The sequence below is a fragment of the Pseudomonas sp. AC239 genome, from assembly GCF_979258545.1.
On record NZ_OZ409864.1, the window covers coordinates 560065 to 581631 of the forward strand.

Genomic DNA, 21567 nt, shown 5'->3' on the forward strand with positions numbered 1-21567 from the left:
AGCAGGCTCGCTCCCACAGGGAAAATGCATTCCATTGTGGGAGCGAGCCTGCTCGCGAATATCTACCTTTCAACAAAACCCGACTGACACCCCACCGCGCAATCCCGACCGAACATCTATTCTGGATAACGGTCAACCAAGGGAGAACAACACAGCGGAGGGTTGCTCACCGTGCATATCGCCGACATCACCATGTTCTACGCCCCGGCCAGCGGAGGCGTGCGTACTTATCTGGATGCCAAACACCGTCGCCTCGGCGACCGCAGCGGTATTCGTCATAGCCTGCTGATCCCCGGCGCGCGGCTGGGTGAACATGACGGCATTTACACGGTTCCAGCACCTGCCCTGCCCTTCGGCAAAGGCTATCGCTTCCCGCTGCGCCTGGCGCCTTGGCGAAACGTCCTGCAGGATTTGCAGCCGGATCTGATCGAAGTCGGCGATCCTTACCTCACCGCGTGGGCGGCGCTGGATGCGCGGCGGCAGCTGGATGTGCCGGTGATCGGCTTTTATCACTCGGATCTGCCGCTGCTGGTGGGCAATCGCATGGGCCATTGGGTCACGCCGAATGTCGAGGCTTACGTCACTCGTCTCTATGGCAATTTCGACCGTGTGCTTGCGCCGAGCCAGGTCATGGCCGACAAGCTCACCGGGCTTGGCGTGCGCAATGTTCATGTGCAACCGCTGGGCGTCGATCTGCACACCTTCCATCCCGACGCCCGCGACCCCGGCCTGCGTGCCGAGCTGGGGATTGCCGAAGACACCCGCTTGCTGATCTTCGCCGGGCGCGGTTCCAAGGAGAAAAACCTGCCGGTGCTGCTCAAGTGCATGCAACGCCTCGGCCCGCGCTATCACTTGCTGCTGGTCGGCTCGTCGATGCCCGCTGCGGTGCCGGACAACGTCAGCGTCATCGATGAATTCTGCCCGGCGCCAAAAGTCGCGCGGCTCATGGCCAGCGCCGATGCGCTGCTGCATGCCGGTGATCAGGAGACGTTCGGTCTGGTCATCCTTGAAGCCATGGCCTGCGGCATTCCGGTGGTGGCGGTAGCGGCCGGTGCGTTTGAAGAGATCGTTAACGATTCCTGCGGCTTGCTTTGTGCACCGAATAACCCGCAAGCCATGGCCAATGCCGTGCGCGAACTGTTCAGTCGTGGCTGCGCCCGGCTCGGTCATCAGGCCCGCCAGCATGTCGAACGGCATTACGCCTGGGACACGGTGGTCGACAGCCTGCTCAGCCACTACCACGCGGTGCTCGGCCATACGCTGCCACGGGTGGCCAATGGTTGAGAACATGAAAGCGGTGTGCCTGGTATTGCACGACGTGGCGCCCTCGACCTGGGCGGATTACCAGCCCTTCGTCGAGGCTGTCGATGCCTTGGGCAATGTGCCGATCACGTGGCTGGTGGTGCCGGACTTCCATCGCCATGATGCGCTTGATGCCAACCCGGCATTTCGCCGAATGCTCGATGCCCGGGTCGCTCGGGGCGATGAACTGGCGCTGCACGGTTATTACCACGACGACCAGGAACCCATGACGAACACCCCGCGCGACTGGTTCATGCGCCGGGTCTACACCCATGAAGGCGAGTTCTATCCCCTGTCCCGCGAAGCCGCCCTCGCCCGCCTGCACGCCGGCCTTGAAATCTTTCAGCGCTACGACTGGCCGGTGCATGGCTTCGTCGCCCCGGCCTGGCTGATGAGCGACGGCACCCGCCAAGCCTTGCGCGAATTGCCACTCAGCTACACCAGCGATCCACAGCATCTTTATCGCTTGCCCGACTTCAGCGCCATAGATGCTCCTGGACTGGTATGGAGTGCGCGCAGTGCCTGGCGGCGCGGCTTGTCGAAAATCCTCAGCGACCAGCGTGAACAGCGTTGGCGCGAGGCATCGGTGATTCGCCTGGGGCTGCATCCGGTGGACATGCGTCACCGTTATTCTCGCGAATACTGGTTGCACACGTTGCAACGTCTGCTGGCGGAAGGACGCTTGCCGCTGACCAAGATCGACTGGCTGGACCGCCATCGCGGTCAGCTGGAGCGCGCAGCATGAAGCGCAGCCTGTTGTTGCTGATCGGCCTGCTCGCGGCGGTGCTGATTCCGGTGCTGCTCGGCGGCGGCGAAACCTGGTCGCGCCTGCGCAGCTTTCCGCTGAACTGGCTGTTGATCATGTTCGGCATGATCCTGCTGTGCTGGGGGATCAATACCCTGCGCCTGCGTTTGTTGCTCGGCGATCAGCGTGACAAGGTCGCGCCCTTGAAAAGCCTCGGTGTGGTGATGGCGGCCGAGTTCGCTTACTGCGCCACGCCCGGCGGCAGTGGCGGGCCACTGACGATCATGGCCTTGCTGGCGCGTTGCGGCGTACGTCCGGCGCGGGGCAGTGCGGTGTTTGCGATGGATCAGCTCAGTGACCTGCTGTTCTTTCTCTGCGCGTTGAGCGCAATTCTGATTTACGCACTGTTCCAGCACCTCAGCGATCGTCTTGAGTGGTTGCTGACAGTCAGCGCGGTGTCGCTGTTCGGTGGCTTGGTCAGCTGCGTGTTGATTGCACGCTATCACCGGGCGCTGATTCGTCTGAGCGGCCGACTGTTGGCGGGGATGAACGTCACGGCGCGTACGCGTCGCCGCTGGGCGCGCAAATTGCTGCACTTTCTCGCGGCGTTTACCGATACCTTGAAGCTGCCTTGGCAGACGCTTGTCCAGGTGTTCGCTCTGACCTGCGTGCACTGGTTGTTGCGCTATAGCGTGCTGTATCTGGCGCTACGCGGGCTCGGTGCCGACTTGCAGTGGGCCTGGAGTTTTCTGGTGCAGATGCTCTCGCTGGGCGCCGGTCAATTCAGCCTGTTGCCCGGTGGCGCGGGGGCAGCAGAATTGACGTCTGCAGCGCTGCTGACGCCAATGGTGGGCAAATCCACCGCAGCGGCGGCGATTCTGATCTGGCGGGTAGTGACTTATTACTTCTATCTGCTGGTTGGTGGCCCGGTGTTCGTGTTGATGCTGGGCAAGCCGTTGCTGAAGAAGCTGATGAAAGTGCATCAAGCTTGAAAGATCGCAGCCTTCGGCAGCTCCTACATTGAAACGCGACTCTCTCTGAGCTGCCGAAGGCTGCGATCTTTTCAGGCATTACCGGTTCCATCGTCCGACTCTGGTTTCACCTGTTCCCACAACTCGGCGGCACCGGGAAACTCGGTGCCGTCCTCGGGGCTCATGTCTTCCGGGTCGTAACGACTCAGGCAACCCTCACCGAGAGTGGCGGGCGCTTTTGAAGTAGCTTTGTCCAGTGGGTCGCTCATGGCTGTTCCTCGGGCGCAAATGACAAGGGCCTGAGCGATTCAACGCCCAGGCCCCTGGTTTTTCAAGCGTGGCGTGCTCGATCAGAACACAACAGTCTTGTTGCCGTGCACCAGCACGCGGTCTTCGAGGTGATAACGCAGGCCGCGGGCCAGCACCATCTTCTCGACATCACGGCCGAAACGCACCATGTCTTCGATGCTGTCGCTGTGGCTGACACGCACCACGTCCTGCTCGATGATCGGGCCGGCGTCCAGCTCTTCGGTGACGTAATGGCAGGTCGCACCGATCAGCTTCACGCCACGCAGGGACGCCTGGTGATACGGTTTGGCGCCGACAAACGAAGGCAGGAAGCTGTGGTGAATGTTGATGACTTTGTGCGCATATTCACGGCACATGTCTGGCGGCAGGATCTGCATGTAGCGCGCCAGCACTACTACTTCGGCGTCGTGCTGTTTGACCAGACGCGATACTTCGTCGAATGCCGGCTGCTTGTCCTGTGGATTGACCGGCACGTGGTAGTACGGGATGCCATGCCATTCGACCATGCTGCGCAGGTCGTCGTGGTTGGAAATTACGCAGGAGATTTCGCAGTCCAGTTCGTCGCTGTGCCAGCGGTGCAGCAGGTCGGCCAGGCAGTGGGATTCGCGGCTGGCCATCAGCACCACGCGTTTTTTCTGCTCGGTGTCGGTGATGCGCCAGTCCATCGAGAACTCTTCGGCGATCGGTGCGAACTTCTCGCGCAACTCCTCGATACCGAACGGCAGCGAATCGGCACGGATTTCGTGACGCATGAAGAACCAGCCCACTTGATTGTCAGAGTGGTGGCTCGCTTCGGTGATCCAGCCGTTATGAGAGGCCAGAAAATTACTGACTTTGGCAACGATGCCAACGCGGTCCGGGCAAGATATCACCAGCCGAAAAGTGCGCATGAGGGGGAAACTCCAGAACTTCACAAAGGCCGCCATTCTAGCGACTGTGCAGGAAAACTGCAGTACGCATGCGCGCCGGGTGGGACGAAGCCCGGCGAAACGACTTTCTGACGGTGATCTTCGTCAACGCCGTGACGCTTTGCCGAGGCTTTTGTCAGACAACTGTAAATATCTGTGCTGACTCCATCACATTATTTAACGGAACATTCAATTGACGGCTAATTTCCTGTAACTCATTTAAATAAAAAGCCGATCTAAATGTTTACTTGATGAAACAGCCTGACTATTATTGCGGCACTGTCCCCTGTCATTCAGCATTCTACAAAAGGTAGTACTCATGTCCTTGATCAACGAATATCGCGCCACCGAAGAAGCCATCAAAGAGCTGCAAGCCCGTCTGAAGAACCTGTCCGAAGACGACAAACTGCAAGCCGAACTGGAATTCGAAGGCAAACTGCGCACGCTGATGGGTGAATACTCCAAGTCGCTGCGTGACATCATCGCGCTGCTGGATCCGGAAGCCAAATCCAAGGCGCCACGTGGCGGCGCAGTAAAAACTACCGGCACCAAGCGTGCACGCAAAGTTAAGCAATACAAAAACCCGCACAACGGTGAAGTCATCGAAACCAAAGGTGGCAACCACAAGACTCTGAAAGAGTGGAAAGCCAAGTGGGGCGGTGACGTGGTTGAAGGCTGGGCGACCCTGCTGGGCTAAGCCGCGACGCTTTCGCCGAGCGATCCGCGAACAAAAAAACGCCAGCTTGAGCTGGCGTTTTTTTATGCCCGCAAATTAATTCCGGGTATGTTCGATTTCAAAGATTCAAACGTTTGCGTAATGCCTGGACATAGTTCTGCCAGTCATTGAGTACCTCGCGCTGCAGGGGCGTCGCACTAAGCGACCATTGCTCGGCCGCTTCTGTAAAAGACTGCACGGTATTCGGCGCGCCGGCCTCGGGTTGCGTAAGACGCTGCTGACAAAACAATCTCCAGCGCTCTTGTTCCGCCACATCCAGGGTGTCTGGAAAGTTGCGTGCTCGATATCGAAAAAGTAATTCAGGCAAACGTTCATCATCGAAAGGCCATGCCTCTTGCGCCAATTGCGCAGGATCAGCCGCTCGAACTTGTTCGCATAGACGCCGATCACGATCACCGATAAATCCATCGTACAACTGTTGCTCGGGATCTTCGCTGGGAGTGAAATCTTCGCTGGCATAAATCGCTGCGATTTTATCTTTCCAGACTTGTTGTGCGTCAGTTAGTCGCATGACCCGTTCATCATAAAGCGCCATATCCAGCCCAAGGCGTTGCTGATCTTCTGCGCGCAATACCTTCAGCGGCGCTACCACCGGGCAACGATTGATGTGAATGAGCTTGAGCGGCACCGGCAGTTCACCTTCGGCCAACTCATCGCGGCGGGTGTACAAGCGCTGGCGCAGCGTTTGCGCGTCGAGCTCCAGCAGCCCCTGCGGATCGAGATGCAAGTCACAGACGATCAAGGCGTTGCGGTTCTTCGGGTGCCAGGCCAGCGGCAGGACCACGCCGACATAACTGCGCGCCGCCGAGAAACGTCCGGACACATGCACCACTGGCTGCAACAGGCGGATCTGATCCATGACCTTTTGCTTGATGCGCAGCTGGAACAGCCACTCGTAGAGTTTGGGTTGTTTCTCGCGAATCAGCCGCGCCAGGGCGATGGTGGCGCGCACATCCGAGAGCGCCTCGTGCGCATGGCCGTGATCGATATTGTTGGCCGCTGTCAGGCGTTCAAGCTTGAGGGTGACACGGCCTTCATCATCGGTCGGCCAGACCAGACCGTCCGGGCGCAATGCGTAAGCGGCGCGCACCACATCAATCAGATCCCAGCGACTGTTGCCACCCTGCCATTCACGGGCGTAGGGGTCGAAGAAGTTGCGATAGAGGCTGTAGCGGGTCATCTCATCGTCGAAACGCAAGGTGTTGTAACCGGCGCCGCAGGTACCCGGTGCGGCCAGTTGCGCATGCACGCGAGTCATGAAATCGGCTTCGCTCAGGCCTTTCTCGGCGAGCTGGCCAGGGGTGATGCCGGTGATCGCACAGGCCGCCGGATGCGGGAGGATGTCTTCGCTGGGCTGGCAATAGAGGTTGACCGGCTCATCGATTTCGTTGAGCGCATGGTCGGTGCGGATCCCGGCCACTTGCAGCGGCCGGTCGTTGCGCGGATTGATGCCAGTGGTTTCGTAGTCGTACCAGAAGATTGAAGTCACGGGCGAATCCTGAACAGAAGATCGGCGAAGTCTAGGCGCTCCAGGGTTGCCAGGGCCAGCCTCGTCGCCCTCGAACCGCAATTTCTCCAGATTCCTACAACAGAAGCGCATTGCCCTTGTGGGAGCAAGCCTGCTCGCGAAGGCTTTCTGTCAGTTGCAAATGGGATGGCTGACCCACCGCATTCTCAAGCAGGCTCGCTCCCACACCCGTGAGGCTGCTAGCATCAGGCGCACTTGCATCCCGGACAGGCGAACATCAGGTAGCCCATGCTCGAACACACAGCACCGCCAAGGAAAGCACCGCTGGATACGCGGCATCAGGTCGAAACGCCGGAAGGCATCGACCTGCCGTTGCGCCCTGCCGGGTTGATGGTGCGCGCCGTGGCATTTGCCATCGATCTAGGGATCCGCGGCCTGATTCTGGGCGTGCTGTTTATCGCACTGGCATTTCTCGGCCAGCTCGGCATGGGCCTCGGCTCTTTGCTGCTGTTTGCCATCAGTTGGTGGTACATGGTGCTGTGCGAGGTACTGCGTCAGGGCCGCTCGCCGGGTAAACAGTGGATGGGCTTGCGCGTCGTGCACGACGACGGCACGCCGATCGGCTGGTCGGCCTCGTTGCTGCGCAACCTGCTGCGTTTCGTCGATCTGCTGCCGCTCGGCTATTTCCTTGGTGCGCTCAGTTGCCTGCAGCACCCGACCTTCAAACGCCTCGGCGATCTTGCCGCCGGCACGCTGGTGGTTTACAGCGAGCGGCCGCTGAGCCGTCCGCAATTGCCTGACGCTGAACCTCGTCGCTGCCCCTTTGCGCTCACGCTCAGCGAACAACGCGCGGTGCTCGGTTTCGCCGAACGTCAGGCGCAGCTGTCGCCGGCCCGGGTCAATGAGCTGGCGGCATTGCTGGCTCAGCCGCTGCACATTTCTGCGCACAAAGCGGTATCCGAACTCAACGGCATTGCGCGCGGTCTGTTGGGGCCGACGCCATGAAGCAGAGCCTGTTCGAAACCCGCCACAAGGCTGAATGGGAGCGCTTCGCCGTGGCGCTCGAACACCTCGAACACGGCAAGGACACTTCGCAAGTGGCCGCTTTCCCCAAGGCCTATCGACGCCTCTGCCAACATCTGGCCCTGGCCCAGGCGCGCGGCTACAGCAGTTTTCTCATCGACTCATTGCAGCAGCAAGTGCTGCGCGGTCATCAACAGCTGTATCGGCATCGCAGTCGCCTGGGTGCGCAAATCATCAGTTTTATTCTCGCCGACTTCCCGCGACTGGTGCGTGAAGAGTGGCGCTTCGTCGCGGTCGCCAGCCTGCTGTTCTTCGGCAGCCTGATCGGTTTCGCGCTGCTGGTTTACCTGTTCCCGGAACTGATCTACAACCTGATCCCGGCCGAACAGGTGCGCGAGATGCAAGGCATGTACGACCCTGTCGCCGGCCACCTCGGCCGCTCCGCGGAACGGGCAGCCAGCGAAGATTGGGTGATGTTCGGCTATTACGTGATGCACAACATCGGCATTGCCTTTCAGACCTTCGCCAGCGGTTTGCTGATTGGCGTGGGCAGCGGTTTTTTCCTGCTCTACAACGGCATGATCATCGGCGCGGTGGCCGGACACCTCAGCGAAATCGGTTTTGGCCAGACCTTCTGGTCGTTCGTGATCGCTCACGGTGCATTCGAACTGACCGCCATCGCTCTCGCCGGTGCAGCCGGCCTGAAGCTGGGCTGGGCGCTGATTGCACCGGGGCGCCTGACGCGCAGCGAGGCACTGCGCCTGGCTGCGCGCAAAAGTGTAATGCTGGTGTGCGGGGTCATGCTGTTCTTGCTCATCGCTGCATTCATCGAGGCTTACTGGTCGTCGAAAACCAGCGTCACGCCGCTGACCAAATACGCCGTCGGCGCCGCGCTGTGGCTGGCCGTTGCGGTGTATCTGCTGTTTGCCGGAAGGACCCGCCATGCGCCTGAGTGACGCCAGTGTGGTGATTCGACCGCGCACGACCTGGGAAGCCATGGACCTGGGCGTGTTGATGAGCCAACGACACCGCCGGTTATTAATGACCAGTTGGGCGATCGTCACCCTGCCGCTGTTCGCCCTGCTCAGCCTGTTGCTGTGGGATTCGCCATCGCTGGCGGTGTTCCTTTTCTGGTGGCTGAAACCGGCCTATGAGCGCCTGCCGTTGTACATCCTTTCCAAAGCGCTGTTCGGCGAAACGCCAACGCTCAAACAAGCCTTGCGTGAATGGCCGCGCCTGCTCAAGCCGCAACTGCTGGCGAGTCTGACCTGGCGACGGCTGAGCCTGAGCCGCAGCTTTGTGCTGCCGGTGACGCAACTCGAAGGTCTCGACGGCGAGGCCAGGCAACAACGGCTGCAGGTGCTGCTGCAACGTAACGGCGGCGCCGCGCAATGGTTGACGATTATTGGCGTGCATCTGGAAACCGCGCTGTGGATCGGCTTGATGCTGCTGTTCTATATGTTGCTGCCGCAGCAGATCGAAACCGATTGGGACTGGCAGTCACTGCTGCTCGCCGCCGATCAGGACTGGCGCTGGCTGGAACATCTGACCAACGCTTTCTATGCGCTGATTCTGGTGCTCTGGGAGCCGGTGTATGTCGCCTGCGGTTTCAGCCTGTACCTGAACCGCCGCACACAACTGGAAGCCTGGGATATCGAGCTGGTTTTCCGCCGTTTGCGCCAGCGCTTGAACAACGGCGTGCTCGGGATGTTGCTGGCGGCGTGTCTGCTGCTGCCGAATCTGCAACCGGCATGGGCCAGCGATGTGCCGGATGCTCCAAGGTTGCTCAATCAGCCGCTGACCAGTCAGGCCTCGCGTGACAGCATCCAGTCGCTGCTTGAGCAACCGCCGTTCAAGAACAAGGAAAGCGTCACCCGCTATCGCTTCGGCGACGACCCGGCAAAACCCGCCGAGAACCAGCAACCGGGTGAGGCACCGCAGTGGCTGAAAACCCTGCTCGACTGGCTCGACGGTCGGCACCTCGATAGCCTCGCCGGCGTGATTGAAGTGCTGCTGTGGGGCGCGCTGATAGCCTCGCTGGGCTGGCTTATCTGGCGTTATCGCGAATTCCTCGGGGCTTTCGTCAGCAGCCGCCCGAACCTGCCAACGCGCCGCAAACCAGCGGCGCCGTCACAAGTCTTCGGCCTTGATCTGAACCGTGAAACCCTGCCGAATGACATCGCCGCCAGCGCCGAACAGTTGTGGCTGAGCGAACCTCGCGCCGCGCTGGGCCTGCTCTATCGCAGCCTGCTGAGCCATCTGCTGCATGATTTTGACCTGACGCTGAAAGCCGCCGACACGGAAAACCAGATCCTCAAACGCATTGAGCAATTACAACGCCCGGACCTGCTCGCCTACAGCCGCAACCTCACTGCTCACTGGCAGAACATGGCCTACGGGCATCGGGTTCCAGCCGCGCATCTGCAAGCAGAACTGTGCGACGGCTGGCGTGAATTGTTCAGCAAAGGATCCGGGCATTGAACCGGCGCATCGGCTGGTTGTTGGGTGCGCTGGCGCTTCTGCTGCTTGGCGGTTTGAGCCTGTTCCTCTATCTCAAGGCCCAGCCGTATCAGGAAACCATTGATCACGGCCCCTCGCCTGCCGCGCAAGCCAATCCTTACTTGGCGGCGGAAATGTTCCTGCGCGAGCGCGGCCTCTCGGTCAATCACGCCGAGACCCTGGCGGTGCTGCCGCAGATCGATCCGCATAGCCACACGTTGCTTTTGTTTGGCGAGCGCGCGCGGATGACGCCGCGTGAAGTCGATCAAGTGCTGAACTGGACTCGCGCCGGCGGGCGGCTGGTGTTTGTTGCCGAGTCGCTGTGGGATGCGCAAACCCGGCAAAGTAATGATCTGCTGCTCGACCGGGTGCAACTGCAGCAATCGCTGAGCAAGGATCTGAAAGATCCTCCGGAAGCAGTGGAAAAGGACCGCTTCCCGAAACTGACCAAGCTGTACCTGGAAGACGAAGATGCGCCGGCCTACGCCGGGTTCGACACCGACTTCCACCTCGACGACCCCAACAATGTCGCGCAAGCCTGGGCCAACAGCGCCAAAGCCACGCACATGATGCAACGGGTGTACGGCCTCGGCACAGTCACCGTGGTCACCGATGCCGAGCTGTGGAAAACCCCGACCATCGGCCAATACGATAACGCCTGGCTGCTTTGGTACCTGAGCGCCGACACCGACGTCACGCTGATTTACAACACGGCGCACGACGGTTTGTGGTCGTTGCTCTGGCGCTATTTCCCGCAGGCCATCGTCGCCCTGCTCGGCTTGATCGGCCTGTGGCTGTGGCAGGCCGGCGTGCGTCACGGCCCGGTGCAAATGCCAGCGCCAGCGGGCCGCCGACAGTTGCTCGAACATCTGCGCGCCAGCGCCGATTTCCTCTTGCGGCATAACGGCCAGGAAGCCTTGTTGCAAGCGCTGCAGCAAGACATCCTGCGCCGCGCCCGCCGCCGCCATCCCGGTTTCGATCAATTGAATGTGGCCGAGCAATGGCTGGCGTTAGCGCGCCTGACCCGGCAACCCACCCGCGCCATCAGCCAGGCCCTGAGCCCACGACCGAAGCAGCGATTGTCCAGCGCCGAATTCAACCGTCAGGTCGCTCATCTGCAAACCTTGAGGAACGCGTTATGACTGAACAGATCGAGCCCGGCAGCGCGACGCACGCCGCCCAGCAACGCCAGCGTGCCAGCCAGTTGGCGCAGGCGGTGCGCAACGAATTGAACAAGGTACTGATCGGCCAGGAGGCGGTGGTCGACGACGTCCTGACCGCACTGATCGCCGGCGGCCATGTGCTGCTCGAAGGCGTGCCCGGTCTGGGCAAGACCTTGCTGGTGCGGGCCTTGGCACGCTGCTTCGGCGGCGAGTTTGCGCGCATCCAGTTCACCCCGGATCTGATGCCCAGCGACGTCACTGGTCACGCCGTGTACGACCTGCAGACCGAACAGTTCAAGCTGCGCAAAGGCCCGCTGTTCACCAACCTGTTGCTGGCCGATGAGATCAACCGCGCCCCGGCGAAAACCCAGGCAGCGTTGCTCGAAGCCATGCAGGAACGTCAGGTGACACTCGAAGGTCGCGCCCTGCCCATCGCGCAACCGTTCATGGTGCTGGCGACGCAGAACCCGATCGAACAGGAAGGCACTTATCCGCTGCCGGAAGCCGAACTCGACCGCTTCATGCTCAAGGTGCGCATGGATTATCCCGACGCCGATCAGGAGTTGAACATGGTCCGCCAGGTCTGTCGTTCGACCCGCGCCGACATGCTCGATGTGCAACCGCTGCGCACGGTGTTGCAGGCCAAGGACGTGCAAGCCTTGCAACGTATCGCCAGCGACTTGCCGCTGGATGATCAGGTCCTCGATTACGCCGTGCGTCTGGCGCGCAGTACGCGCACCTGGCCAGGGCTGACCCTCGGCGCCGGACCGCGTGCCTCGATTGCCCTGGTGCGTTGCGCACGGGCCCGGGCGTTGTTGCGCGGCGGCGAGTTTGTCATTCCGGATGACATCAAAGCCTGCGCGCTGGCGGTGCTGCGCCATCGCGTGCGCATCGCACCGGAGCTGGACATCGAAGGCCTGCAGGTCGATCAGGTGCTTGTGCAATTGCTCGACCAAGTGCCGGCGCCGCGCCTGTGAAACCCTCGCGACTGCTGCTGATCTGGCTGGGCCTGCTGCTGGGCGTGAGCATTGTGCTCGGCGCGTTGCAAGCATTGCAGATCGACATTCCGTCCAGCCTGATTTCGATCAATTGGGGCTTGCTCCTGGCGCTGTGGGCCTTGGCAGTTATTGACGCGCTGCGCCTCAGACGAGTGCCCTCGCCACGCATCAAGCGGCAGATCCCCGGCAGTCTGGCACTCGGGCGTTGGGCAGAGGTGCAACTGGACATTGCGCATGACTTCGCCGCGCCACTGACTATTGATCTCTTCGACCACGTACCCGACGGCCTAGCGTTTGAACATCTGCCGATGCCTGTCGAACTTCAACCCGGCCATGTCAGCCAGATCACTTACCGTTTGCGCCCGACCAGACGCGGGCATTTCCGCTTTGAACAGTGCGAAGTCAACCTGCCGAGTCCCTTGGGCTTATGGTCAGGCAAACGCCTGATCGAGGTCGCCGACCAGACCCGCGTCTACCCCGACTTCGCCCGGCTCTACGGTGGTGAGCTGTTGGCGGTGGACAACTGGCTCAGCCAACTCGGCGTGCGCCAGCGGCAACGTCGCGGTCAGGGCCTGGAATTTCACCAACTGCGCGAATTCGGTGAAGGCGACAGCCTGCGCCAGATCGACTGGAAAGCCACTGCTCGCCAGCGCACACCGATTGCCCGCGAGTATCAGGACGAGCGCGACCAGCAAATCATCTTTCTCCTCGATTGCGGCCGACGCATGCGCAGCCAGGACGATGAACTGTCGCACTTCGACCACGCGCTCAATGCCTGCCTCTTGCTCAGTTATGTGGCGTTGCGTCAGGGCGATGCGGTGGGATTGAGTACGTTTGCCGATGATCAAACGCGCCATGTCGTGCCAGTCAAAGGCAGCGGGCAACTGAACGTGCTGCTCAACGCGGTTTACGACCTCGACAGCACGCAACGTCCTGCCGATTATCAAGCCGCCACCAATCAACTGCTGACACGACAGAAGCGCCGGGCACTGGTCGTACTGGTGACCAACCTGCGTGATGAAGACGATGAGGAGTTGCTGAGCGCGGTCAAGCGCCTGAGCGCACAACATCGGGTGCTGGTCGCCAGTCTGCGCGAAGAAACATTGGATACGTTACGCCAGACACCGGTGCAAACCTTGCCCGAGGCATTGGCTTACTGTGGCACGGTGAACTACATGAATGAACGGGCAGAACTCCATGAGCGGTTGAGCGCTCATGGCGTTCCGGTGGTGGATGTCCGGCCTGCCGAGTTGGGAGCTGAACTGGTTACGCGGTATCTCAGCTGGAAGAGAAGTGCAGCGCTTTGATCATCTCTCGATCAGCACGAGCACAGATCCGCTGCTCGAGGTGCCGTCAGGATTCTCGACTTTGACGTCAAGGGAAACGGTTTCCGACAGGTCCATCACCTTCCAGGAGGTTTGGAATTTACCATTGCCATCTGTACTGGACTCAATTAATGGCCTCCTATTAATGGAGACAAGAATGTTTCTTTTCGGCATCGGCTCTCCAGAAGCCTTGTCTACGATCAACGCAGTCATGTTTACCCAGTCCATTACGAAAGCCGGATTCGGCTCAGCGATCACGGACTTCACAGCCGCTGGACGCTCAACGACAGTCAGTGCCAGCCAATTCACATCCCAGCCCGCAACCCCTCCCGTTACCGTCGCCCACAGGGCCGCCTCCCCCGGCGCCTCCAGGATGAAACTAAGCGTGGCCCAGCCGTCGGCTCCCGTCATGGTCGCCGGCATGGCTTTATTGTCGTAATCCCACATCACTTCGACATTGCTCAAAGGATCGCCGGTGATAGCCGAAACCACCAACGCCTGAACGGTGATCTGTTGTCCCGGATAACCGGAAGGTTCATCACAGACCAGCTCTTTAATCTCCCGAGGCTCATGGAGAAAAAACGGCAACGAAATCGACTCCGAGTACAGCGCATCCCCCGCCCTCGCCGCCAACGACGACGCGCCAGTAGTGGTGGGCACAAAAGCAATGCTCGCCACCCCGTGATAGTTGGTAGTGGTGATCCGCTCACCGAAATCCGGATGGCTCCAGACCACTGTTTTGCCGCGCATCGCCTTGTTCCCGTCATTCGAGACCAGCGTAATCTGCTCGGATACGGTGTCACCCCAGAACAGTGTCCGAAGGACTCGTGAGCGCTCGGCGATGGTCATCATTTGCGAGCCTTCGCCCACCGAGACGGCATGTATCGGCGACAGACTTGCCAGATCTTCGGCTGCGCAATAAAAACCGAAGCTACCGTTGTTCTCGTCGCCAACGCTGAAGTCGTACACAAGGCCGGAATCGCTGAAAGGTTTCGGGACACCCAATAGGGAGTCAAGACCGCGGATGCCAAATGCAGATGGCCCTCTGTCGGCAATACCCAGGCTCAGATTGCGCTCGAATAACTGACTTCCCTCGTCAGCATTCACTTCGATCCGGTAATCAAGCAAGCGACGTGCGAACAGGACTTTTTCACCAAAGGGCGCTGGCTCTCCACCGTCAACGCTGATCGTGAGGCCCTTCCAGGGATCGCTGGCCAATGCCCTGACCTTCATCGAGCGCTGTTCAGAAGAACCGTTGTAGGGGCTGATGATCGCTGCGGTTATTTGCTGCTCGCCGGCGCGTGCGGGCACATGGGCATGACCGCTCCAGCCCTCGTCATCGGTTGCCTCGACGTGCTCGGAGAGCCCCGTCCACTGCACAGGGATTTGTCCGACGCCAAGCCCTGAGAATGCCGATATCACTTGTGCCCACAAACATAGCGGTTCTTCACCCACCACCGGAGTCACCGGGGTCTCGTGCCATTGCGCAATTCGCAGCTTGTTGTGCGCCAGCTCCATGGGTTTGCCCTCGGACGAAAGGGTCAGTTGCGGCAGCGACACGGTTAATTGGAACTTCCCGGGCCGGGCGCTACGGGAGAAATCCAGCGACCAGACAAAACCACCGTCAGTCAACTTCTGCGTCGAGTCCAACGCTGGAAATACTTTTGCGTCCAGTTCCTCTGCCGAAGTCTCCGACCATACCAACGCGATATCCAGTCCGATGAGTGGACTCAAACCCTGGGGCAGGACCTTGAAGTCGTGCACCGCTGCGAGACATGGATATAAAGGCTGTACATCCAGCGCGGCGTGGATCTGGTCGAGCATCAGGCTCATTTCCAGATTCAGATCCTGCTGGAACAGCCGTCCCGTCAGTTCACGATCAGGCTCGCCGCCCTCGATGTGCAGCTTTAATTGAAAAAGACTACTGACGTTACTGTCGGTGGCATTCAGCGTCCATTTCAGTCCTTGTTCGGTGAGGGGTTTGCGCACGCCCAATTCGGAAATCTGCATTCCGATCTCAGGATCGGCGTCGCGCCAGTGCAGACTGACGTTTCGACCCAGCCAATCATCGCTAAGCGGAAGAATCTGCAGCTCATGTTGCTGCCCGCGATGGCAGAGCAGGCCAAGGGTGTTGCGCTCGACCTCGACACCATCAAGCAAAATCTGCACCCTGCTATTCCAGGGGCTGGTCGCGATCGCATTGACCTTGAATGACCAAGGAACGGATGGCGCTTGGGGATGCGCCCTGACGCTGACATTGACGGTGGTTTCCTGCACCTCCAACGGCTTGCACCACGCCCCCGCCCAGCCGTCGCTGCCTGAGGTCGTATGGACGGTTTGGCCCCCCGGCATGCTCCATTCGACCTGCGCGCCGATGACGCCGTTTATATCGCCGCTGTCGGTGCGATGAATAACCTGCAGACGCAGCAGTGCGCTTTCGTTTTCATCCAGCACTGGCGTCTTGTCGGGTTCGCGTACGTCGCCGATCTCGACTTTGTTGCGTGCCAGGAACATGCGTTTTATCGGTGACGGTTTCAGTAACTTGGAGCACACCAGAAACAGACCGAACTGGCCATCGACCTTGTCTTGCGCAGCAAGCGACCACCGCAGGCTGCTCGCTGGTTCTTGCCATTCACCCAGTGCCGGCTCGACAACCACCCCCAGTTCAATGGCAGGATCACCGGACCACTGCAGCGCAATCGAAGAATCTCGCAACGGGCTGCCGGCCGGTATCGATAGATCAAGGACATGCATCGATCCTCGATTCGGGTAGCCGTCCGCCGGCCATTCCCTCATATCACCGTTTTCGAAACACACCACGTGTTGCCAAGGGCTCTCACCAAGAACCTTGACCGCAAAGTCCTGCGTGGCCACCCCTGTGATGTCATAAAGACTTTCAACCGAAGCCTGTATCACCACATCGCCCACATGCTCGAGGGTGGGCGAATAATCGATATACGCCCAACCCTGCTGATCGGTAACGCAGGCGCCAATGACGTCACCGGCGATCGACCAGTTTACAGTTCGCCCGCCAACGCCCCGAGCGGTGTAAGGCGACACCACTTTCACCCCCAGGGAAACACTTTCGCCGAGCAGCGGGTAATAAGCAGCCTCTCGCGTTTCCTGAAACACCAGACGGTGATGTCCTAAAGACACCTGCATCGCATAGGGCTCGGCGGTGTACTGATTGATCAGGTTCAATGTAAATGCATAGTCTTGCGCATCGTCCAGAAGCGGGCAGGTGATGACCCATCCATCGGTCAGTGGCTGGTTGGTTTCCCAGCGGGGCTCAGCAGTGACTGCTCGCATGGGATTGTTCACAATGGCCAGTGCGGCCTGAGTGCCGAGCCACGGACTATCATCCGCCAGGCAGAACCGGAGCCGGTGCCCGCCGAGGATCTCGGACCCCAGGCACAGATAAAGCGGAGCGCCGGCCGCGCGGGCATGTTCATCCAGGATGATGCTCTGCACTTGCGGGTCCTCAAGTTCCAATTGCAGATCAATGCAGGTGATGCAGACTTTTTCCCGTGAGGAAGGGGCGTTTTTCGGACTGCTTATCTCGATTCGTAAAACATCGCCCGCAACAAACGATGCCATCAGCGGTTCACGGAAAAGGTTCGGTTTCAAATCCAGCGGGAGCCCGGCGTTGAGACGGATCTGGTCCTGTTCGCGGTCGCGGGCGTTGCCGGACGGGAGCTCGAAGTGCTCGACCCGGACGCCATTTTTGTACACCGACAGCAAGCCCGGCTCAGTGTGGCGGGTTTCCCAGAGGAAACTCAGGACATAACGCGTATTGTCAGCCGATGACCTGGGCAAGGTGATGTCTTGCCACGCTTTGCCTTCGTTACGCGCAGCCAGAAAGGATTGATCCTTGCCCTGATAAGGCTCGGATTCCTTATCGACGCGCCCCTGCTTCTGCCACAGCTTCAAACCCTGGAGAAATTCGCCATCGTTCACCAGGTTCTCGCGTGCATGGATGATCGCTTCAGGCATGACCGCGCCCTCCCTTGCCTGCAGCTTCTGCGTTTTCTTCCGCTTCGATCACCAGATCCATGACTTTTTGGGTAAAGGTCGGGTCGCCGGCTCTGGCTGTGTAGTGGATCTCGAAAATGATGTCAGTCAGGCTGGCAAGCTGTTCCGCCTGGCGAGCCCGGTCAAACCAGGGGCAATACAACGAGAAGCTGCCGATCAGGCCGGTGAACTGGAAAGGCCGCAGCAGGCCCTCCTCGGGTTTCACCGCGGACGTACCGTCATCACCGACGGCCAGCGAAATCGCGATCTGCTGACCGCTGCGCACGTTATGCACAACATCGGCAGGCGCTACACCCGCCGTCGGATCGAGAAGGTACTGTACCGATCGCACCGTCGCCTCGGTGGCCGTCATGTTGCTGATCTGCGTCAGAATCATTCGCGTGTTTTCGAATGGCCCGGCGACGACCGGCAGCGTGACCGCCACCGAACTGATCTGACGGCAGTAGTGCCCCGGATAATCACGATCGAAGAGCAACTGCGTGAGTCTGAATTCCAGCGACCCGGTATCGCATAGCTGCTTCAGCGCGTGCGCCCAGTTGTCGATACCGGGTTGACGGTCACTAACGTCATCACACAACGAGCGCAACGAGATGGTCCTCACAAATTGCAGCTTCAGCTCGGTGCGCTGCACATACTCACGCTCCAGCAGCAGTAGATAATTGCGCAGATGATTGGCGGCGGTCAGTCCATGATATTGGTCATGCAACACCTGGGGCGGCGGGGTTACTGCGTAATTGCCCGTTTCCGCGCTCAGTGACGCCTGTGCGCTGAGGCACAGGCTGACCACCGCATCGTAGGCCTGATAGTGCAACGCCTTGAGCTGGCCGAGCATCCAGTTGAACAGCTCGGCATTGGTCGCACGTTTTTTCAGGAAGTTGTACATCGTCACCGCCTGACCGTTCGCCCTGAGCGTCTGTGCGAGGTTGATCCGGGCAGCGGCCACAGCATGATTCTGCGCTACGATTTGCGCGTCGATTGCGCGTATCTCCGCCAGTGCCTGATCACGTTGCAGTGCCCAGTCATTGCGTCGCCGGCGATAGGTTTCGTTGGTGCCTTGTTTGTCGGCATCCGCCTGCGCGCCGATCGACAAAATATTGAATATGTCGGCAGAGGCAAACAGTAATTGCTCAGGCAGCGCGCCCCCATTGGACATGCCGAAAATCTTCGGCAGCGCTGCGACCGCTCCGCCCGCCGTTCTGAGCGCAGAAGACTGCATCGCCAGTTCCTTGGAGCGTTGCAGGTTGGACATGACTGCGTACTCGGCGTCCGATACGTTTTCTTCGTAGCGTGTCGCATACGCTTGAGCAAGCTCGACGGCTTTTTGCCGATTTTCGGTAAGCGATACGACTACCGCCTCCATCTGGGCAATGGTCTGCTCTTGCACAGTCAGCGCGTAATTGCCCAGCTCGACGAGATGGCTTTGCTGCAGTTCCTCTTGTTCAGCGCGATCACGGCGCTCCAGCACGTTGAGTATCTCTGCGGCAAACTGCTGCATGGTTTCCACCGCCCGCAAGGCGAGTTCGAAGGCTACCCGCCAATAGAAAGCGATGACCCGTGTCTGCCCCATCGACCGCGGTCTGCCATTGCTGCCGGCTGCCCGGTCACGCAGCAGCTGGTTGGGATCAGCCGGCGGGCTGAACAACGGTATGTCCAGCGGACGACCGTCAATGGTCAGATTGTTTTGCAGATTGAACAGGCGCTTGCGCGGCGCCTCGATCCAGCCGACCAACACCTGATTGATCGGAATTTTGAAAGGGCCGCAGGCCAACAGGCCCAGCTGTGGTGCGACATCGGAGCCGGCGGAAATATCGGCCAGACTGAACTGAAATTCGCTTTCAAACTTTTCCAGATCCGGGCGTTTGCTGCATTCTTCCAGCAACGCCCCCAACGTGATCGCCTGCCAACGGCTGACGGTACTCCCCGAGGGTGGCTTGCCCATAAAAAAACCGGCCTGTACGTAACGCAGATGGGCAGCGGCAAGACTTTCGCGAGTCAACTGGCGGTAATACCAGTCTCCCCATGCCATCAGGTTTTTCACGTATTCGACGAATACTACAAGCTTGTAATGTTTCGGCTCGGAATAGGCGATGGCATCCGGATCCAGCGGCGCAAGGCTCTCGGCGCCAGAGCTTCCTGGACCGGTCAACGGACGGCAACGCCAGTAGGCTGGACGGGGATTGGGCACCGTGTCGGGGTCGGCAGGAGCGTGGGGAGCGAACAGATAATGCAGCCATTGCTGCGCATCGCTGAACCGATCCTCATCGCGCAGTCGTGTTGCCACGAGATGTACCGCGTGGAAAAACAGTTCCCAGAAGAACAGGCCATTGGCACCGTCAAAAGGCCCGTTGGGTTCTTCGAATGCAGGAAAGCCTGTAGGACCCGGTTCTTTCAGGTGCTGCGTTTGCCAATCCAGAACCGCATCCGGAGAAATATTGGCGCGCTGCACCAGTTCGGGGCCGAACAGGGAATTGAGCCGCACATACTTGAGCGCGTAGTCCCCGCCCAGGTTGAGGTCGAGAAACTGCGCCGCGTCGACGGTGTTTTTCAACAGGGTTGGCGGGATGAAGTCCGTCAGGTCGACGATGCTCAGATGGAATTTTTTCGTGCCGTATCCCGCTGTGTCAGTGCCCAGCGAGAAACTCGTGGGGTTTGGCCATGAGCCTTTTGCCCGCGTAAATTTTCCCAGTGGCATTGTCCAGTTGCCTGCGGTGTTCTGCGCGGCCTCGACAGGCAGCGGATCACCAGCCGTCGGATTCCCGAGGATTTTCAGCCTCATCACCACGTCCTTGCCATCCAGTGGGGTTGGGCGGCATAGACCATCGACGGTCAGCACATCGTTTTCACCCACTCGCAACGCGAAGACATTCAGATCCAGATACAGCGTCATGCTGCCGGCCGGAGCATCTTCGCTGACGATGCTGACCTGACTGCCGAGTGGGTGCTGAACTGTCTCGGCAGTGAGGAAGCGGTCGTCCCGGGCAGACGTCAGCCAGGCGCCTGAATCCGTGACAGGGCGCATCAGTACATCGAATACAGCGAGGTGGTTGAATGGCTTGGGCTCTGGCTCGCCCTTTTCCGGGTCGCCATTCTCATCAACTGGTACTTCCATCACCGTCCCCGTCAGCAGCACCCCCAGCTTGCCTTTGGGGTGTTGATGGTCGGTCGAGACCGTGGCGATCAGCCGGACCGGGTCGGGTCTCGTCACTGGGTTGGCGTGCTCTGAACTGTGCAGGCTCAGCGGTGCCGACCACTGGCCGTTCTCGGTCATGAACGCCAGGTTGATGTCCAGCTTGTGGGGGATGAAGTCTTCTGCGGTTTTGCCGGTGACTTTGTCACGCCACTGTGCCCAGACCACGCAAAGCCGGCCGTTCCAGATCAGCGGGCGCATGTCCAGGACACCGTTCACCGCTGGAATATCGACCGCTTGCCATTCATCCCAGGCCGCCGGATTGACCGCGCGACTGCTCTTGAGCAGTTCGACGCGAACCTTGCGTACGTAGTACTGGTACGGAGGGACGCGTTCTCTGCCGATGAAGCAATAAACAGAGTCGGCAGGCTCGAGGCCGTCCATGTAGCCACTGATCACATCAAGATTGCAGATCCGCTCGAAGCCTTGCAGATAGTTGCGCAGCGCAATCAGAACCGAATCGGCACTGAGGCGGGTCTGGTTGAGATCGTTTTCGAGAACCCTGAACAGGCTGGTTTTGCGTTGACGCACATAGGCGTTGATATAGCTGGAAGGATGAGTCTGGATCAATTGCGCTGCGGCCCATTCGGAATAGGTTCTGTCCAGCTTCCAACGCTCAAGCAGTTCGGGGTTGAAGGTGTGATTTTGGTAACCTGGCTCAAGTTTGTGCAGTGCCGCATCGATGAACTGCTGAGCGCAACTGGTCGCCTCTGCCACATAGGAGGTTTCTACGGCCAGGGTGTTTTGCACGTCGGTGCGAAACAACTCCGACAGATCCGCCTCTGTCTTGAGGAAATCATGCCCGGATTTGCGCGCGAGTGCGCCGATGCAAAAATCGATCAATGCCGAGCGGTGTTTCTCCAGCAACGTGCCAGTGACATGCGAGTTCATCGTCCTCTCT

15 protein-coding genes are annotated in these 21567 nt (G+C 59.7%); 10 read left to right on the forward strand and 5 right to left on the reverse strand.

The genetic code is table 11. From position 1 onward, the window contains the following. The first annotated feature begins 192 nt into the window (after positions 1 to 192). From ACZ0AZ_RS02620 to ACZ0AZ_RS02630, 3 genes are read left to right on the forward strand one after another with little or no spacing between them, the layout of a single operon-like run. Complete coding sequence (locus ACZ0AZ_RS02620) at positions 193 to 1284, forward strand: glycosyltransferase family 4 protein (RefSeq protein ID WP_463538823.1); 1092 nt, start codon at positions 193 to 195, stop codon at positions 1282 to 1284. Further along, positions 1277 to 2047 carry a DUF2334 domain-containing protein gene (locus ACZ0AZ_RS02625; RefSeq protein ID WP_463538651.1) on the forward strand — a complete coding sequence of 257 codons (771 nt, stop codon included), beginning with the start codon at positions 1277 to 1279 and terminating at the stop codon, positions 2045 to 2047. Before ACZ0AZ_RS02620 ends, ACZ0AZ_RS02625 begins: the two co-directional genes overlap by 8 nt. Beyond that, on the forward strand, positions 2044 to 3039 hold the full coding sequence (locus ACZ0AZ_RS02630) for a lysylphosphatidylglycerol synthase transmembrane domain-containing protein (protein WP_463538652.1): 996 nt from the start codon (positions 2044 to 2046) through the stop codon (positions 3037 to 3039). Before ACZ0AZ_RS02625 ends, ACZ0AZ_RS02630 begins: the two co-directional genes overlap by 4 nt. A 71-nt stretch (positions 3040 to 3110) precedes the next feature. On the opposite strand, the gene ACZ0AZ_RS02635 is transcribed toward ACZ0AZ_RS02630, so the two are convergent. Further along, positions 3111 to 3287, reverse strand: coding sequence for a hypothetical protein (locus tag ACZ0AZ_RS02635; protein WP_463538653.1), 177 nt, complete (start codon positions 3285 to 3287; stop codon positions 3111 to 3113). Positions 3288 to 3368: 81 nt separating this feature from the next. After that, positions 3369 to 4217 carry a formyltetrahydrofolate deformylase gene (gene purU / locus ACZ0AZ_RS02640; protein ID WP_016773477.1) on the reverse strand — a complete coding sequence of 283 codons (849 nt, stop codon included), beginning with the start codon at positions 4215 to 4217 and terminating at the stop codon, positions 3369 to 3371. A 337-nt stretch (positions 4218 to 4554) separates the two neighbouring features. Here purU and mvaT point away from each other — a divergent pair, with 337 nt between their 5' ends. Next, complete coding sequence (gene mvaT, locus ACZ0AZ_RS02645; protein ID WP_016773476.1) at positions 4555 to 4932, forward strand: histone-like nucleoid-structuring protein MvaT; 378 nt, start codon at positions 4555 to 4557, stop codon at positions 4930 to 4932. 97 nt (positions 4933 to 5029) lie between these two features. Here mvaT and sbcB read toward each other — a convergent pair whose 3' ends face one another. Next, the gene (gene sbcB / locus ACZ0AZ_RS02650) at positions 5030 to 6460 is read right to left on the reverse strand and encodes an exodeoxyribonuclease I (RefSeq protein WP_463538654.1); all 1431 of its coding nucleotides are present in this window, start codon (positions 6458 to 6460) and stop codon (positions 5030 to 5032) included. A gap of 267 nt (positions 6461 to 6727) precedes the next feature. Between sbcB and ACZ0AZ_RS02655 the strand changes: the two genes are divergently transcribed. From ACZ0AZ_RS02655 to ACZ0AZ_RS02680, 6 genes are read left to right on the forward strand one after another with little or no spacing between them, the layout of a single operon-like run. Then, the gene (locus ACZ0AZ_RS02655; protein ID WP_463538655.1) at positions 6728 to 7444 is read left to right on the forward strand and encodes an RDD family protein; all 717 of its coding nucleotides are present in this window, start codon (positions 6728 to 6730) and stop codon (positions 7442 to 7444) included. Then, complete coding sequence (locus ACZ0AZ_RS02660) at positions 7441 to 8418, forward strand: stage II sporulation protein M (RefSeq protein WP_463538656.1); 978 nt, start codon at positions 7441 to 7443, stop codon at positions 8416 to 8418. Before ACZ0AZ_RS02655 ends, ACZ0AZ_RS02660 begins: the two co-directional genes overlap by 4 nt. Then, on the forward strand, positions 8405 to 9943 hold the full coding sequence (locus ACZ0AZ_RS02665) for a DUF4129 domain-containing protein (protein ID WP_463538657.1): 1539 nt from the start codon (positions 8405 to 8407) through the stop codon (positions 9941 to 9943). Before ACZ0AZ_RS02660 ends, ACZ0AZ_RS02665 begins: the two co-directional genes overlap by 14 nt. After that, complete coding sequence (locus tag ACZ0AZ_RS02670; protein ID WP_463538658.1) at positions 9940 to 11103, forward strand: DUF4350 domain-containing protein; 1164 nt, start codon at positions 9940 to 9942, stop codon at positions 11101 to 11103. Before ACZ0AZ_RS02665 ends, ACZ0AZ_RS02670 begins: the two co-directional genes overlap by 4 nt. Next, complete coding sequence (locus ACZ0AZ_RS02675) at positions 11100 to 12101, forward strand: AAA family ATPase (RefSeq protein WP_463538659.1); 1002 nt, start codon at positions 11100 to 11102, stop codon at positions 12099 to 12101. Before ACZ0AZ_RS02670 ends, ACZ0AZ_RS02675 begins: the two co-directional genes overlap by 4 nt. After that, the gene (locus ACZ0AZ_RS02680) at positions 12098 to 13429 is read left to right on the forward strand and encodes a DUF58 domain-containing protein (RefSeq protein WP_463538660.1); all 1332 of its coding nucleotides are present in this window, start codon (positions 12098 to 12100) and stop codon (positions 13427 to 13429) included. Before ACZ0AZ_RS02675 ends, ACZ0AZ_RS02680 begins: the two co-directional genes overlap by 4 nt. On the opposite strand, the gene ACZ0AZ_RS02685 is transcribed toward ACZ0AZ_RS02680, so the two are convergent. Continuing rightward, positions 13430 to 17440 carry an Ig-like domain-containing protein gene (locus ACZ0AZ_RS02685; protein ID WP_463570977.1) on the reverse strand — a complete coding sequence of 1337 codons (4011 nt, stop codon included), beginning with the start codon at positions 17438 to 17440 and terminating at the stop codon, positions 13430 to 13432. After that, the gene (locus tag ACZ0AZ_RS02690; RefSeq protein WP_463570975.1) at positions 17433 to 21557 is read right to left on the reverse strand and encodes a Tc toxin subunit A-related protein; all 4125 of its coding nucleotides are present in this window, start codon (positions 21555 to 21557) and stop codon (positions 17433 to 17435) included. The genes ACZ0AZ_RS02685 and ACZ0AZ_RS02690 overlap by 8 nt, the downstream gene beginning before the upstream one ends. Positions 21558 to 21567: the final 10 nt, after the last annotated feature.

What these genes read in the sequence shown, in the direction of transcription:
- ACZ0AZ_RS02620 (WP_463538823.1), top strand. Translation starts at nt 193, where the DNA reads ATGTTCTACGCCCCGGCCAGCGGAGGCGTGCGTACTTATCTGGATGCC.
- ACZ0AZ_RS02625 (WP_463538651.1), top strand. Translation starts at nt 1,277, where the DNA reads ATGGTTGAGAACATGAAAGCGGTGTGCCTGGTATTGCACGACGTGGCG.
- ACZ0AZ_RS02630 (WP_463538652.1), top strand. Translation starts at nt 2,044, where the DNA reads ATGAAGCGCAGCCTGTTGTTGCTGATCGGCCTGCTCGCGGCGGTGCTG.
- ACZ0AZ_RS02635 (WP_463538653.1), bottom strand. Translation starts at nt 3,287, where the DNA reads ATGAGCGACCCACTGGACAAAGCTACTTCAAAAGCGCCCGCCACTCTC.
- purU (WP_016773477.1), bottom strand. Translation starts at nt 4,217, where the DNA reads ATGCGCACTTTTCGGCTGGTGATATCTTGCCCGGACCGCGTTGGCATC.
- mvaT (WP_016773476.1), top strand. Translation starts at nt 4,555, where the DNA reads ATGTCCTTGATCAACGAATATCGCGCCACCGAAGAAGCCATCAAAGAG.
- ACZ0AZ_RS02655 (WP_463538655.1), top strand. Translation starts at nt 6,728, where the DNA reads ATGCTCGAACACACAGCACCGCCAAGGAAAGCACCGCTGGATACGCGG.
- ACZ0AZ_RS02660 (WP_463538656.1), top strand. Translation starts at nt 7,441, where the DNA reads ATGAAGCAGAGCCTGTTCGAAACCCGCCACAAGGCTGAATGGGAGCGC.
- ACZ0AZ_RS02665 (WP_463538657.1), top strand. Translation starts at nt 8,405, where the DNA reads ATGCGCCTGAGTGACGCCAGTGTGGTGATTCGACCGCGCACGACCTGG.
- ACZ0AZ_RS02675 (WP_463538659.1), top strand. Translation starts at nt 11,100, where the DNA reads ATGACTGAACAGATCGAGCCCGGCAGCGCGACGCACGCCGCCCAGCAA.
- ACZ0AZ_RS02685 (WP_463570977.1), bottom strand. Translation starts at nt 17,440, where the DNA reads ATGCCTGAAGCGATCATCCATGCACGCGAGAACCTGGTGAACGATGGC.
- ACZ0AZ_RS02690 (WP_463570975.1), bottom strand. Translation starts at nt 21,557, where the DNA reads ATGAACTCGCATGTCACTGGCACGTTGCTGGAGAAACACCGCTCGGCA.